The following is a 13,502-nucleotide window of genomic DNA, read 5'->3' on the forward strand; positions in this document are numbered from 1 at the left end:
TGTCACTGACGAATATTGTTAGGTAACATATGCGCTAAATTCATTTTCTGCCTCGTCTTCTCAGGAGTTATTTTGCCCGAATCATGCCCATGCGGCAGCGGACTGGCGTATAACGCATGCTGTGCCCCTTTTATCAGCGGCAATCAACCGGCGCCGACACCCGGCCAGCTGATGCGTTCACGCTTCACCGCCTACGTGAATCATAACGTCGATTATCTGATCGCTACCTGGCACCCCGACTGCGGCGCCGAAGCCTGGCGCAATGCGATCGTCGACAGCTTTAAAAATACCGAATGGCTGGGCCTGACGATCGTGGAAGAGAAAGCCGGCCATGAGCCGGACGAAGGCTTCGTCGAATTCATCGCCCGTTTTACCGATGGCGAAAGCGGCGAACCGCAGGCGATGCATGAGCGCTCGCGCTTCCTTCGTCGCGATCAACGTTGGTATTATATCGACGGCACCAAGCCCCAGCCCGGCAGAAATGCAATTTGTCCCTGTGGCTCAGGGAAAAAATACAAGAAGTGCTGCGGGCGCTAGCCGGCCGGCGCTTCACGTTTACGCCTGCGCAGACAGGCCGTTCAGTATCAGACAGGATCCTCAAACCCATGCCACACCAAAATGTACAACGGAAAGTGTTACGCACCATCTGCCCGGACGCCAAAGGGCTGATCGCCAAGATCACCAACATCTGTTACAAGCACGAACTCAATATCGTTCAGAATAATGAGTTCGTCGATCACCGCACCGGGCGTTTCTTCATGCGTACCGAGCTGGAAGGCATTTTCAACGACAACACGCTGCTGGCCGATCTGGACAGCGCGCTGCCGGAAGGTTCGCTGCGCGAGCTGCACAGCACCGGGCGCCGTCGCATCGTGGTGCTGGTCACCAAAGAGGCCCACTGCCTGGGCGATCTGTTGATGAAAAGCGCCTATGGCGGCCTCGACGTTGAAATCGCCGCCGTGATCGGCAACCACGACACGCTGCAATCGCTCGTGGAACGTTTCGATATTCCTTTCCATCTGGTGAGCCACGAAGGCTTGACGCGTGAACAGCACGACCGCGAAATGACGGCCCAGATCGATCAATATCAGCCGGATTACGTGGTGCTGGCCAAATATATGCGCGTGCTGACCCCGGCCTTCGTGCAGCATTATCCGAATCAGGTGATCAACATTCACCATTCGTTCCTGCCGGCGTTTATCGGCGCGCGCCCTTACCACCAGGCCTATGAGCGCGGGGTAAAAATCATCGGCGCCACCGCCCACTACGTTAACGACAATCTCGACGAAGGCCCGATCATCATGCAGGACGTGATCCACGTCGATCACACCTATTCCGCCGAGGATATGATGCGCGCCGGGCGCGACGTAGAGAAAAATGTGCTCAGCCGCGCGCTGTATCAGGTGTTGGCACAGCGCGTCTTCGTCTACGGCAACCGCACCGTTATTCTGTAATCGTTCAATAAATCGGTGCATTTCGTTCAGGGATGCACCGTCAAGAATAAAAAAACGGCAAACGATTCATTTTCTGCATTTCAATGCTTTACACATCCGCTTCATTTGATATGATGCGCCCCGCTTACCGAGACAGCGCTCTCGCAAGCAAGGCCAGTTAAATAGCCATGTAATATGGTGGGGTTCCCGAGCGGCCAAAGGGAGCAGACTGTAAATCTGCCGTCACTGACTTCGAAGGTTCGAATCCTTCCCCCACCACCATCTTTTCATTGCTGATACGCATTGGGTTAAAGCTAATCAGAAAGGGAAGGATAACGTGCTTTAGCGCGGCCCGAAGGGTGAGGAACGAAGTGACGAATAATCCTTCCCCCACCACCATCTTTTCTCCGCCAGGAGCGAAGAAGCAGTAAAGAAGCCGGCCAGGTTTCTTCCGGATAAAACCGGAGCAACAATTAGTAAATCCATGAATATCATGGTGGGGTTCCCGAGCGGCCAAAGGGAGCAGACTGTAAATCTGCCGTCACAGACTTCGAAGGTTCGAATCCTTCCCCCACCACCATCTCTTGCAAAAACTCCCTAAACCGACTTAAAGCACACCGCATCCATATTGCTCCGCACTGGGGAAGGATGAGAAGCTTCGACCAAGGTTCGAGTCTCACGCAGTGAGACAACGCGCTTCAGCGCGGCCCGCAGGGTGAGGCGCGCAGCGACAAATCATCCTTCCCCCACCACCATCTCTTGCAAAAACTCCCTAAACCGACTTAAAGCACACCGCATCCATAATGCTCCGCACCGGGGAAGGATGAGAAGCTTCGACCAAGGTTCGAGTCTCACGCAGTGAGACAACGCACTTTAGCGCGGCCCGCAGGGTGAGTCGCACAGCGACGAATCATCCTTCCCCCACCACCATCTCTTGCAGAACATTCCCAAATCGACTTAAAGCACATCCCCCCAATGCTCTGGTATCAATAAAACTCAATTACCCCCCCTTATTCCCCGCGTTCACCTCGATGTTTTATTTCCTCACTCCCAGCCGTAACTTGAACTCCGGCCGACAATTCGCTATACCACTGGCTTCTTTAGTGCAGTAAGGAACAGGTGGATGCGAAACAATATTTGCGTTTTTTGTGGCGCCAGTGAAGGCGTCAATCCCGCTTATGCCGAGCAGGCTCGTCAACTGGGGCAGCTGCTGGCCGCACAGGGGCGCCGTTTAATCTACGGCGGCGGCAAGAAAGGATTGATGGGGATCGTGGCAGATGCCGTGTTGGCGGCGGGCGGTGAAGCTGTCGGCATTATCCCCGAGCGCCTGGTTGAAGCGGAAACCGCACATCGCGGCCTGACCGAACTGGAAGTGGTGCCTGATATGCATACGCGCAAAGCCCGTATGGCCGCGCTGGCGGACGGTTTTATCGCCCTGCCCGGCGGCATCGGCACGTTGGAAGAGTTGTTTGAAATCTGGACCTGGGGACAAATCGGCTATCACAACAAGCCGGTCGGCCTGCTGAACGTTAACGGCTTCTACCGCCCGCTGAGCCAATTCCTCGAACACGTCGCCGATCAGGGCTTTATGCGCCACGACTATCTCGGCACCCTGCACATCAGTGAATCGGCGCAAACGCTGCTGCAACAGTTTGACGATTATCAACCCAAAAATTACGACCGCTGGGCGAAATAAACCCGCTGCGCAGCCAGCGGCCCTGCCGCTGTCTGCGTTACATTTCCCGCCAAACTCTGCTACTATCACAGCACATTTTTCTCGTGAAAACGGCACCGCTCATGAAGTTTGTCTCTTTTAATATCAATGGACTGCGCGCGCGTCCGCATCAGCTGGCGGCAATTATCGAACAGCACCAGCCCGACGTGATCGGCCTGCAAGAAACGAAAGTTCACGACGACATGTTCCCGCTGGAAGAAGTCAACCAGCACGGCTATCACGTGTTCTATCACGGGCAAAAAGGCCATTACGGCGTAGCGCTGCTGACCAAAGCGGAGCCTCTGGCCGTGCGCCGCGGTTTCCCGACCGATGAAGAAGATGCGCAGCGTCGCATCATCATGGCCGATCTGGCGACGCCGCAGGGCACGCTGACGGTGATCAACGGCTACTTCCCGCAAGGTGAAAGCCGCGACCACCCGATCAAATTCCCGGCTAAAACACGCTTTTATCAGGATTTGCAAAACTACCTGGAGCAGCAGCTGTCGGCGGAATCCCCGGTGTTGATCATGGGTGACATGAACATCAGCCCGAGCGATTATGACATTGGCATCGGCGAAGACAGCCGTAAACGCTGGCTGCGCACCGGCAAGTGTTCCTTCCTGCCGGAAGAGCGCGAATGGATGGACCGCCTGCTGAACTGGGGCCTGGTAGACACCTATCGCCACGCCAACCCGGGGCGCAACGACGAATTCTCGTGGTTCGACTACCGTTCCAAAGGGTTCGACGACAACCGCGGTCTGCGTATCGATCTGCTGCTGGCCAGCACCCCGCTGGCTTCGCGCTGCATCGCCACCGGCATCGATTATCAAACCCGCGGTATGGAAAAACCTTCCGACCATGCGCCGGTCTGGGCGGAGTTTACGCTGTAACCCCATCACCCCGGCGCTCGCCGGGGTTTTACTCTGTGAAGCCAATGAAAATTATCGACGTGGTAGCCGCTATTCTGGAACAGAACGGCCACATTTTACTGGCCCAGCGCGGCACAGGCAGCGATCAGGCCGGTCTGTGGGAGTTTCCCGGCGGCAAGGTTGAAACGGGCGAAAGCCAGCCAGAAGCGCTGGCGCGCGAGCTGGATGAAGAATTGGGAATTTGCGCCCGTATCGGCGACTATGTGGGCAGCAATCAGTGGCAGCAAGGCGAACGCATCATCCGCCTGCACGCCTGGCAAGTCACGGCGTTCTCCGGTGAACTGCAACAGCGCTGCCACTCGGCGTTGGTCTGGGTTACGCCGCAGCAGGCGCAGGAATACGCCCTGGCGCCCGCCGACGTTCCACTGCTGGCGGACTATATCGCCGCGCAAAGCGGTGCACGCTGAGCGCGGCGACAGGTTACATCGTCACTTCTTCAATCGCACCCAAATCAAGGGGTTGGTGCCGATGGTGTTAGGCTCACGCACGCACTGCAGCACTTCCCCTTCCACTTTAAGCACCGCGCCCTCGGAATAGTTTTGATTCTGGTAGACGCAACAGCGGTTGCAGGGCTGTGCCGGCGGTGGGTTGACGCCGCTTTTGGCCGTGCCCCAAATCTCCGGCGAAACCGGTAACACCACGTCCACATCGCCGCGATTGGCGACTGCCAGGCCGGAAAACATCAGGGCAGCGGCAGCCAATCCCCCACTGAGTCCACGCTTCATTCACTCTTCTCCTGCGCCTTGCCGGCGCTTTTCCTGCGTTTTTTGCCTCCGCTGGAGGGCGGCGGCGGCAATCCACGAAACGCCATGCTCGCCCGGCTCTGCTTAGCCTGATAAATCAGCTCTTGCAGCGTGCCGACCAACGGCTGCATAAAGTCCTGATAGCGGCAGGATTTCTCGCTGATTTGCGTCAGCGTGGCTTCCCAGTTGGCCGTCATATCAGGGCGCGCAGCAAGATCCGGCAGCGAGTGAATCAACGCGCGCCCGGTTTCGCTGGAGTGAATATAGCGTCCCTTCTTGTACAGAAACGCCCGCTTGAACAGCAATTCGATGATCCCCGCTCGCGTCGCTTCCGTTCCTAAACCATCGGTCGCCCGCAGGATTTTCTTTAACGCTTTATCTTGTACGAATCGCGCGATGCCGGTCATTGCCGACAGCAGGCTGGCGTCGGTAAACGGCCGCGGCGGCTGCGTCTGGCGCTCCACCACTTCACCGCGCTCGCACAGCAGCTCATCGCCTTTGTCCACCACCGGCAGCGGTGCACCTTCGTTTTCCTCATCGCGCTCCTTGCTGCCCAGCAGCGTGCGCCAGCCGGCTTCCGCCAGGAAACGCGCCTTGGCGATGAATTTGCCGCCGGCGATATCCAGCTCGATCACGCATTTGCGGAACACCGCATCCGGACAAAACTGCATCAGGTACTGGCGCGCCACCAGCCCATACACGTTCCGTTCATCCTGCGTCAAATTGACCTTGCCGGCGCGGGCGGTGGGAATGATGGCATGGTGCGCATCGACCTTTTTGTCGTCCCAGCAGCGGTTGCGGCGATCGCTGTCGATCACCGGCTGCGGATACAGCTCGGGTTGGTGCACGCTGATGGCGTTCAGCACCGCGTGGCGGCCGGCAAAATGCTCTTCCGGCAGATAGCGGCAGTCGGAACGCGGATAGGTGATCAATTTGTGGGTTTCGTACAGCCGCTGGCAAACGTCCAGCACCTGTTGCGCGCTGAGGTTGTAGCGCCGGGCCGCCTCGATTTGCAGCGTGGAAAGCGAGAACGGCAGCGGTGCGGTATCTGATTCCCGTTTATCATTATAGGCCGTGACCAGGGCCGGCTGGCCCTCGATGCGCTTGACCACGTGTTCCGCCAACGGCCGGTGCAGCAAACGCCCTTCTTCATCCTGATAAGGTTCACAGGAGTCGCTGGGTTGCCACAGCGCCACAAAGCGCTCTTCTTTCGGCGTGACGATGTGCGCCTTAACCTCAAAGAAGTCTTTTGGCACGAAGTTTTCGATCTCTTCGTCGCGACGCACCACCAATCCGAGCACCGGCGTCTGCACCCTGCCCACCGACAGCACGCCGTCGTAACCGGCGTTGCGGCCCAACAGCGTATAGGCGCGGGTCATATTGATGCCGTACAGCCAGTCGGCGCGCGAACGCGCCAGCGCGGACACGCACAGCGGGATAAAGTCTCGGTTGTCGCGCAGGCGCTCGACCGCACGCTCCACCGCCTGCGGGTTGAGATCGTTGATCAGACAGCGGCGCACGTTCTGGCGCTTCTCCGCCGTCAAATCCAGGTAGTCCAGCACCTCATCCACCAGCAGTTGCCCTTCGCGATCCGGGTCACCGGCGTGAACCACTTCATCGGCTTCGAGCAGCAGCTTTTTAATCGCGTTGAGCTGTTTGCTGACCGAAGGCCGCGGCTGCAAGCGCCATTTTTCGGGGATGATCGGCAGATCCGCCAACGACCAGCGCGCATAGCGGCTGTCATAGGCGTCAGGCTGAGCCTGCTCCAACAGGTGGCCGACGCACCAGGTCACCACGTCGTTGTTGCCACAGGCGATATAGCCGTCGCCACGGCGATGCGGCTTGGGCAAGACGTCGGCAATGGCGCGCGCCAAACTCGGTTTCTCGGCTATGAACAGTCGCATTAATCACCGTTTTTCTGGCTGAACGTCATCAAGAATTCTCTTACTTCTGCATAGTTCCCACGGAAGACGATCCGCTGGGCTTTCTTTTCCAACTGATAGCAATACATCGGATCGTAGTACTGCTGCAACAGAGGCGCCAACCATTCGCGGTGCGCGTCGCCCTGGCCGCTGAGGCGCTGAGCCCGCAGCGCCGCCTCCAACCGCTGCGTCAGCTGCTGGAAGCGCTCCAGGCCCAAACGGCGGCGGATGGCGAACAGACCGTGATGCAGATAGTCATCGTACTGCTGCCAGCCTTCTTCCACGCCATAGGCCTGTTCAAACTGTTCGCTCATGCCGTCGATGTATTCGGCCTGCAGGCGCGCCAAGCGAATGTCGAACGGATCGTCGATCACCGCCACCGGCGCCTGCTGCATGCCGTTGAACAACGGCAGCGGCAGATTGTTGCTGCCGATGATCCGCCCTTCGTCCTCCAGCACCCAACGGCGGCTGCCACCATGCTGTTTTTTCAGCAATAACACAGCCAGACGATTCTCAAAATCTATCTGCGAGCTCTGTCCCGACAGCGTTCGGCCAAAAGATGAACCGCGATGGCGCGCCGCGCCTTCCAGATCGACGCCGTCGGCCAATTCGTTGACCAGCAGCGTCTTGCCGCTGCCGGTATTGCCGCCCACCAGGACCATCGGCAATGCCGCGCTTTGCGTCAGTACACCGAGCAGATAATTACGCAGTGCCTTATAACCGCCAGTGATACGCGGGTAATCCACACCGGCCTCATGCAGCCATTGCTGCACCAGCTGCGAGCGCAGCCCGCCGCGGAAGCAATAAATATAGCCTGCGGGCCGCTCTGCGCAGGCCGCCAGCCAGGCGGCGGTACGCTGTTCGCGCAGTTTGCCGTTCACCAGACTGTGGCCAAGCGCGATCGCCGCTTGTTGACCATGCTGTTTATAGCAGGTACCGACCGCCTGCCGCTCGCTGTCGATCATCAGCGGCAAATTCACCGCCTGTGCAAAGGCGCCCTGCTGAAACTCAATCGGCGCGCGCACGTCAATCAGCGGCACGTCCTGCAAAAAAATGCGTTGATAATCGGCGCAGTCCGGTCTTCCTGGCATGTTGGACACTACACGACCTCGATTAGCGGCTTACCGGCTGATGCCACATGCAGCTCACCGATGGCCTCAAGCGTGATACCGTGCTGCTTGGCAATCGCCAGCACCTGCGCCTCCGACTCAGGCAATACCGCCAACAGCAAGCCGCCGGAGGTTTGCGGATCGCACAGCAGCTGGCGCTGCAAATCGCTCATCTCGCCCACCAGATGGCCATAGCTATCGAAGTTGCGCCCGGTGCCGCCCGGCACACAGCCTTCGGCAATATACGCCTCGACGTCCGGCAGCTTCGGCACCCGATCGAACCAGACCGTCGCCTGCAGACCGGAGCCCTGGCACACCTCGCTCAGGTGACCCAGCAGGCCAAAGCCGGTGATATCGGTCATCGCCGTGACGCCCGCCACCTCGGCAAAGTCGGCGCCCGGCTTGTTCAGGCGGCACATCACTTCCGTCGCCAGGCCCTGATGCTCAGGGCGCAGCTTGCTTTGCTTCTCGGCGGTCGTCAGCACGCCGATGCCCAGCGGTTTGGTCAGATAGAGTTTCGCACCGGCCTGTGCGGCGCTGTTTTTCTTCACCCGCTCGGTATTGACCACGCCGGTCACCGCCAGGCCGAAAATTGGTTCCGGCGCATCGATGGAATGGCCACCGGCCAGCGCGATGCCCGCCTGCTGGCAGGCGAAACGCCCGCCGTCGATCACCTGCTGCGCCACCTCCGGTGGCAGTTTGGCGATCGGCCAGCCAAGAATGGCGATCGCCATGATCGGTTTGCCGCCCATGGCGTACACGTCGCTGATGGCGTTTGCGGCCGCAATGCGGCCGAAATCGAACGGATCGTCGACGATCGGCATGAAGAAATCGGTGGTGCTGATGATGCCGACGCCGTTGCCGATGTCGTACACCGCCGCGTCGTCGCGGGTTTCATTGCCGACCAGCAGGCGCGGATCGACAAACTTTTCCCGCTCGCTGTGCAAGATGGTTTCGAGAACTTTCGGTGAGATTTTGCAGCCGCAGCCAGCGCCATGGCTGTACTGGGTTAAACGGATCGCTGGCGATGTCATAGTCCACTCCCTTCGGTAACGGCACTCAAGATATCATAGGGTAGCGCTTGCCGAGGGGATTGATAAGAGCGGGCCGCCGATATGCGAACGGCCTGCTCAGAAACCATGCAATTTTGCGGGGTTTGGCGCATTTTCGCCGCGCCCCGCGGGAGAAAACTCAGAAATAGCTGACGAAAGGCGCGCTGTCCGGCGGCGTCACCTTGGTGGCGGCCTTCAGCTGTGGCGTGCCCAGATAGAGGAAACCGACGATCTCATCCTGCTCGCGGCAGCCGAAGGCTTCGCGCACCAGCGCATGCTCGGTCCAGGCGCCGGTGCGCCAGATGCCGTTAAAGCCCTGCGCCAGCGCCGCCATCTGCATCGCCTGCACCGCGCAACCGGCGGAAACCACCTGCTCCCAGCGCGGCACCTTGGTCTCTTCAGTACAGTGGGCGATGACGGTGATGATCAGCGGTGCGCGGAACGGCGCCTTGGTGGCCTTTTCGATCGCCGCTTCGTCCAGTTGATCCTGCTTCGCCGCCGCCTGCAGCAGCTGGCTGAAGCGCTCCAGGCCCTGATTTTCGATCATCACGAAACGCCACGGCTGCAGCGCGCCGTGATCGGGCGCACGCAGGCCCGCGTTGATGATATTTTGACGCACTTCCCCCGCCGGCGCCGGTTCCGCCAGGCGCGAAGCCGAGCGGCGATTCAATAAAAGATCCAGAGCATCCATCGTAAACTCCTGATAACAATTTTCATTCCGGCCACGTTAACATAGCTAAACGACGAGTTACAGCCTCGGCGATAGCGTCTGCGTGCCACGATTTAAAGCTGACATTTACCCGGCCGCTCATTAGGATAGCGGAACATTCTCGACTCTTGTTGGAGAGCACATGCGCACATTGTGGCAAATTATTGCCGGCATTTTCCGGTGGACATGGCGTCTGCTGAATTTTATCAGGGAACTGATCCTTAACCTGTTCCTGGTCTTGCTGATCCTGGTTGGGGTCGGCATCTATCTGTCCTTCCAAAGTTCCTCCACCTCGACGGCCCCGGCGCGCGGCGCGCTGCTGGTCGACTTAAGCGGCGTGGTGGTCGATCAGCCTTCGGTAAACAACCGGGTACGGCAATGGGGCCGCGAGCTGTTGGGCGCCTCCAGCAGCCGCCTGCAGGAAAACTCGCTGTTCGACGTGGTGGACAGCATCCGCAAGGCCAAAGACGACAAAAACATTACCGGCATGGTGTTGCAGCTGAATGACTTCGCCGGCGCCGATCAACCGTCGCTGCGTTATATCGGTAAGGCACTGCGCGAGTTCCGCGACAGCGGCAAGCCGATCTTCGCCATCGGCGACAGCTACAACCAGACGCAATATTTCCTGGCCAGCTACGCCAACAAAATCTACCTGTCGCCGCAGGGCGCGGTCGATCTGCACGGTTTTGCCACCAACAACCTGTATTACAAGTCGTTGCTGGACATGCTTAAAGTCACCACCAATATCTTCCGCGTCGGCACCTATAAATCGGCGGTCGAGCCGCTGATCCGCGACGATATGTCCCCGGCGGCGCGCGAAGCGGACAGCCGCTGGATCGGTGGCCTGTGGCAGAACTATCTGGAGACCGTGGCGGCCAACCGCCAGCTGACGCCGCAGCAGCTGTTCCCGGGCGCTGCCGGCGTGCTGAGCGGCCTGCAGGCGGCCGGTGGCGATACCGCCCGCTATGCGCTGGACAATAAGCTGGTGGACGAGCTGGCCTCACGCACCGCGATCGAAAATCAGCTGGTCAAGGCCTTCGGCTGGGATAAACAGGCGAACGATTTCAACGCCACCAGCATCTACGACTACCAGCCGAAGCCGGACGCCAACCAGGGCGGCAAGATCGCCGTGGTGTTCGCCAACGGCGCCATCATGGACGGCCCGCAGACGCCAGGTAACGTCGGGGGGGATACCACCGCCGCCGAGCTGCGCCAGGCGCGCCTGGATCCGGCCATCAAGGCCGTCGTGTTCCGCGTCAACAGCCCGGGCGGCAGCGTCAGCGCATCCGAAGTGATCCGCTCCGAACTGGCCGCCGTGCGCGCCGCCGGCAAGCCGGTGGTGGTTTCGATGGGCGGCATGGCCGCGTCGGGCGGCTACTGGGTTTCGACGCCGGCCGACTACATCATCGCCAGCCCGAGCACCCTGACCGGCTCCATCGGCATTTTCGGCATCATCAACACCTACGAGAAAACCCTGGATACGCTGGGCGTGCACACCGACGGCGTGGCGACCTCGCCACTGGCCGACATTGCGGTCACCAAGGCATTGCCGCAAGAGTTCTCGCAGATGATGCAGCTGAACATCGAAAACGGGTATAAGAACTTCCTCGATTTGGTCGCCAAATCGCGCAAGATGACCCCGCAGCAGGTTGACCAAATCGCGCAAGGCCACGTCTGGCTCGGCAGCGACGCCAAGGCCAACGGCCTAGTCGATCAATTGGGCGATTTCGACGACGCGGTGAAGAAAGCCGCCGAGCTGGCGAAGCTGCAGCAGTGGCAGCTCGACTGGTTCGTCGATACCCCAAGCCTCAGCGATATGGTGCTCAGCCAGTTCGGCGTTTCCATTCACGCCATGCTGCCGGCGGCGATTCAGGCCATGCTGCCCGCCCCGCTGGCCTCGGTCGCCAACGCGGTGAAAGAACAGCCGGGCTTGTTCAATAACCTGAACGATCCGCAAAACCGTTATGCGATCTGTCTGACCTGCGGAGAAGTCCGCTAACAAATAATTCTGCAGCCCGGCCATCGCCGGGCTTTTTTTCTGCCGCCATGCCCCTATAATTCAGCCCATCTTATCTTTGTTAAAATCATGACCATGCAAAAGAAATCCATTTACGTCGCCTACACTGGCGGCACCATCGGCATGCAGCGTTCCGATCACGGCTATATCCCGGTTTCCGGCCACCTGCAGCGCCAGCTGGCGCTAATGCCCGAATTCCATCGCCCGGAAATGCCGGATTTCACCATTCATGAATATGCGCCATTGATCGACTCTTCGGACATGACGCCGGAAGATTGGCAGCACATCGCCGACGACATCAAACAGAACTACGATCGCTACGACGGCTTCGTGATCCTGCACGGTACCGACACCATGGCGTTCACCGCATCGGCGCTCTCCTTCATGCTGGAAAACCTGGCTAAACCGGTGATCGTCACCGGTTCGCAGATTCCGCTGGCGGAGCTGCGCTCCGATGGCCAGACCAACCTGCTCAACGCGCTGTATCTGGCGGCTAACCATCCGGTGAACGAAGTCAGCCTGTTCTTCAACAACAAGCTGTTCCGCGGCAACCGCACCACCAAAGCGCACGCCGACGGCTTTGACGCCTTCGCCTCCCCGAATCTGCCGCCGCTGCTGGAAGCCGGCATTCACATTCGTCGCCAGCACGGCATCGACAGCCCGGCTTGCAACGGCGCGCTGCGGGTGCACGACATCACGCCGCAGCCGATCGGCGTGGTCACCATCTATCCGGGCATTTCCGGCGCGGTGGTGCGCAACTTCCTGTTGCAACCGGTCAAGGCGCTGATCCTGCGCTCCTACGGCGTCGGTAACGCGCCGCAAAAGGCCGAGCTGATCGACGAGTTGCGTGCGGCCTCCGAACGCGGCATCGTGGTGGTCAACCTGACGCAGTGCATCTCCGGGCGCGTCAATATGGAAGGCTACGCCACCGGTAACGCGCTGGCGCACGCCGGGGTGATCAGCGGTTTCGACATGACGGTGGAAGCCGCCTTGACCAAGCTGCACTACCTGCTGAGCCAGCCGCTGACGCCGGAGCAAATCCGCGCCCTGATGCAGCAAGACCTGCGCGGCGAACTGAGCATCAACGGTTAACCTACTGATCTTTGGAGCGGCGATGAAAACGGCCCTGTTGTTGATCGATCTGCAAAACGATTTCTGCCCCGGCGGCGCGCTGGCGGTCACGGCGGGCGACGCCGTCATCACGGTTGCCAATCAGGCGATCGCCGCCTGTCTGGCGCGTGGCGAGCCGGTCGTGGCCAGCCAGGACTGGCACCCCGCCAATCACCGCAGCTTTGCGGTGAATTCCCATGCGCAGGTCGGCACCCTTGGCGAGCTGGAGGGCCTGCCGCAGGTGTGGTGGCCGGTGCACTGCGTGCAAGGGAGCCACGGTGCCGATTTTCACCCCCGGTTGCAGCGGCAACATATCAATGCCGTTTTTCGCAAAGGGCAGGAGACGGACATCGACAGCTACAGCGCCTTCTTCGATAACGGCCACCGTGCGCAGACCGAACTGCACGGCTGGTTGCAATCGCAGGGCGTCCAGCGGCTGGCAATCATGGGCCTGGCGACCGACTACTGCGTCAAGTTCAGCGTGCTGGATGCGCTGGCTACCGGCTATCCAACGCAGGTGATCGTCGACGGCTGCCGCGGCGTGAATCTGCAGCCGGACGACAGCGAGCGGGCGCTGCAGGACATGGCGCGCGCCGGTGCACAACTGGTTACCCTGTCACAATTCCTCGCCAACTAAATCCTCCGGAGCGCCACCGGCGCCCTCTCTGCGCGGCGGCGAAAATATCGACGCCGCTCACAATACCATCCTTCTTCTTCCCCAACGGCTTGTGACCGGCAGGCGCTTTTGCTGTTATGGCTGCGAC

Annotated in this window: 13 protein-coding genes, 2 tRNA genes and 2 other RNA genes; 12 read left to right on the plus strand and 5 right to left on the minus strand. The window is 59.8% G+C overall.

Going from position 1 to position 13,502, the window contains the following annotated elements; all coding sequences use genetic code 11:
* Nucleotides 1-72 precede the first annotated feature (72 nt).
* The 9 genes from V8N38_RS13785 (at nucleotide 73) to V8N38_RS13825 (ending at nucleotide 4,483) form a co-directional block, all read left to right on the plus strand.
* Nucleotides 73-537 carry a YchJ family protein gene (locus V8N38_RS13785; protein WP_038877235.1) on the plus strand — a complete coding sequence of 155 codons (465 nt, stop codon included), beginning with the start codon at nucleotides 73-75 and terminating at the stop codon, nucleotides 535-537.
* A gap of 68 nt (nucleotides 538-605) precedes the next feature.
* Nucleotides 606-1,454, plus strand: a complete 849-nt coding sequence (purU, locus tag V8N38_RS13790; RefSeq protein ID WP_047730553.1) for a formyltetrahydrofolate deformylase — start codon at nucleotides 606-608, stop codon at nucleotides 1,452-1,454.
* Nucleotides 1,455-1,630: 176 nt separating this feature from the next.
* Nucleotides 1,631-1,715: transfer RNA gene (locus V8N38_RS13795), tRNA-Tyr, on the plus strand.
* Between the two features lie 213 nt (nucleotides 1,716-1,928).
* A tRNA-Tyr gene (locus V8N38_RS13800) sits at nucleotides 1,929-2,013 on the plus strand.
* A 47-nt stretch (nucleotides 2,014-2,060) separates the two neighbouring features.
* Nucleotides 2,061-2,188: non-coding RNA, RtT sRNA (locus V8N38_RS13805), on the plus strand.
* A gap of 47 nt (nucleotides 2,189-2,235) precedes the next feature.
* Nucleotides 2,236-2,363: non-coding RNA, RtT sRNA (locus tag V8N38_RS13810), on the plus strand.
* Between the two features lie 193 nt (nucleotides 2,364-2,556).
* Nucleotides 2,557-3,129, plus strand: coding sequence for a TIGR00730 family Rossman fold protein (locus V8N38_RS13815; RefSeq protein ID WP_033647601.1), 573 nt, complete (start codon nucleotides 2,557-2,559; stop codon nucleotides 3,127-3,129).
* A 101-nt stretch (nucleotides 3,130-3,230) separates the two neighbouring features.
* Nucleotides 3,231-4,037, plus strand: a complete 807-nt coding sequence (gene xthA / locus V8N38_RS13820; protein WP_147839877.1) for an exodeoxyribonuclease III — start codon at nucleotides 3,231-3,233, stop codon at nucleotides 4,035-4,037.
* A gap of 44 nt (nucleotides 4,038-4,081) precedes the next feature.
* Complete coding sequence (locus V8N38_RS13825) at nucleotides 4,082-4,483, plus strand: pyrimidine (deoxy)nucleoside triphosphate diphosphatase (protein ID WP_060423827.1); 402 nt, start codon at nucleotides 4,082-4,084, stop codon at nucleotides 4,481-4,483.
* A 21-nt stretch (nucleotides 4,484-4,504) separates the two neighbouring features.
* Here V8N38_RS13825 and V8N38_RS13830 read toward each other — a convergent pair whose 3' ends face one another.
* The 5 genes from V8N38_RS13830 to V8N38_RS13850 all read right to left on the minus strand — a co-directional run bounded on the left by V8N38_RS13830 (nucleotide 4,505) and on the right by V8N38_RS13850 (nucleotide 9,593).
* Complete coding sequence (locus V8N38_RS13830) at nucleotides 4,505-4,801, minus strand: YnjH family protein (RefSeq protein ID WP_049271911.1); 297 nt, start codon at nucleotides 4,799-4,801, stop codon at nucleotides 4,505-4,507.
* Nucleotides 4,798-6,723, minus strand: coding sequence for a DNA topoisomerase III (locus V8N38_RS13835; protein WP_084827711.1), 1,926 nt, complete (start codon nucleotides 6,721-6,723; stop codon nucleotides 4,798-4,800). Before V8N38_RS13835 ends, V8N38_RS13830 begins: the two co-directional genes overlap by 4 nt.
* Nucleotides 6,723-7,841: a tRNA 2-selenouridine(34) synthase MnmH gene (gene mnmH / locus V8N38_RS13840; protein ID WP_371935047.1), complete on the minus strand. Its 1,119-nt coding sequence runs from the start codon at nucleotides 7,839-7,841 to the stop codon at nucleotides 6,723-6,725. The genes V8N38_RS13835 and mnmH overlap by 1 nt, the downstream gene beginning before the upstream one ends.
* Nucleotides 7,841-8,884 carry a selenide, water dikinase SelD gene (selD, locus tag V8N38_RS13845; RefSeq protein WP_060439797.1) on the minus strand — a complete coding sequence of 348 codons (1,044 nt, stop codon included), beginning with the start codon at nucleotides 8,882-8,884 and terminating at the stop codon, nucleotides 7,841-7,843. The genes mnmH and selD overlap by 1 nt, the downstream gene beginning before the upstream one ends.
* A gap of 157 nt (nucleotides 8,885-9,041) precedes the next feature.
* Nucleotides 9,042-9,593: an NAD(P)H nitroreductase gene (locus tag V8N38_RS13850; RefSeq protein ID WP_060423835.1), complete on the minus strand. Its 552-nt coding sequence runs from the start codon at nucleotides 9,591-9,593 to the stop codon at nucleotides 9,042-9,044.
* A 160-nt stretch (nucleotides 9,594-9,753) separates the two neighbouring features.
* On the opposite strand from V8N38_RS13850, the gene sppA reads away from it, so the two are divergent.
* The 3 genes from sppA (at nucleotide 9,754) to pncA (ending at nucleotide 13,375) form a co-directional block, all read left to right on the plus strand.
* Complete coding sequence (sppA, locus tag V8N38_RS13855) at nucleotides 9,754-11,610, plus strand: signal peptide peptidase SppA (RefSeq protein WP_060439795.1); 1,857 nt, start codon at nucleotides 9,754-9,756, stop codon at nucleotides 11,608-11,610.
* Between the two features lie 93 nt (nucleotides 11,611-11,703).
* Nucleotides 11,704-12,720 carry an asparaginase gene (gene ansA / locus V8N38_RS13860; protein WP_047730911.1) on the plus strand — a complete coding sequence of 339 codons (1,017 nt, stop codon included), beginning with the start codon at nucleotides 11,704-11,706 and terminating at the stop codon, nucleotides 12,718-12,720.
* Nucleotides 12,721-12,742: 22 nt separating this feature from the next.
* Nucleotides 12,743-13,375, plus strand: a complete 633-nt coding sequence (gene pncA, locus V8N38_RS13865; protein ID WP_147839875.1) for a bifunctional nicotinamidase/pyrazinamidase — start codon at nucleotides 12,743-12,745, stop codon at nucleotides 13,373-13,375.
* Nucleotides 13,376-13,502 lie beyond the last annotated feature (127 nt).

It is taken from the genome of Serratia nevei, assembly GCF_037948395.1.
GTDB lineage: Bacteria > Pseudomonadota > Gammaproteobacteria > Enterobacterales > Enterobacteriaceae > Serratia > Serratia nevei.

Bases quoted from the DNA above. Each gene is read 5' to 3' on its own strand.
- purU (WP_047730553.1), top strand. From the start codon at position 606: ATGCCACACCAAAATGTACAACGGAAAGTGTTACGCACCATCTGCCCG.
- V8N38_RS13815 (WP_033647601.1), top strand. From the start codon at position 2,557: ATGCGAAACAATATTTGCGTTTTTTGTGGCGCCAGTGAAGGCGTCAAT.
- xthA (WP_147839877.1), top strand. From the start codon at position 3,231: ATGAAGTTTGTCTCTTTTAATATCAATGGACTGCGCGCGCGTCCGCAT.
- V8N38_RS13825 (WP_060423827.1), top strand. From the start codon at position 4,082: ATGAAAATTATCGACGTGGTAGCCGCTATTCTGGAACAGAACGGCCAC.
- V8N38_RS13830 (WP_049271911.1), bottom strand. From the start codon at position 4,801: ATGAAGCGTGGACTCAGTGGGGGATTGGCTGCCGCTGCCCTGATGTTT.
- V8N38_RS13835 (WP_084827711.1), bottom strand. From the start codon at position 6,723: ATGCGACTGTTCATAGCCGAGAAACCGAGTTTGGCGCGCGCCATTGCC.
- selD (WP_060439797.1), bottom strand. From the start codon at position 8,884: ATGACATCGCCAGCGATCCGTTTAACCCAGTACAGCCATGGCGCTGGC.
- V8N38_RS13850 (WP_060423835.1), bottom strand. From the start codon at position 9,593: ATGGATGCTCTGGATCTTTTATTGAATCGCCGCTCGGCTTCGCGCCTG.
- sppA (WP_060439795.1), top strand. From the start codon at position 9,754: ATGCGCACATTGTGGCAAATTATTGCCGGCATTTTCCGGTGGACATGG.
- ansA (WP_047730911.1), top strand. From the start codon at position 11,704: ATGCAAAAGAAATCCATTTACGTCGCCTACACTGGCGGCACCATCGGC.
- pncA (WP_147839875.1), top strand. From the start codon at position 12,743: ATGAAAACGGCCCTGTTGTTGATCGATCTGCAAAACGATTTCTGCCCC.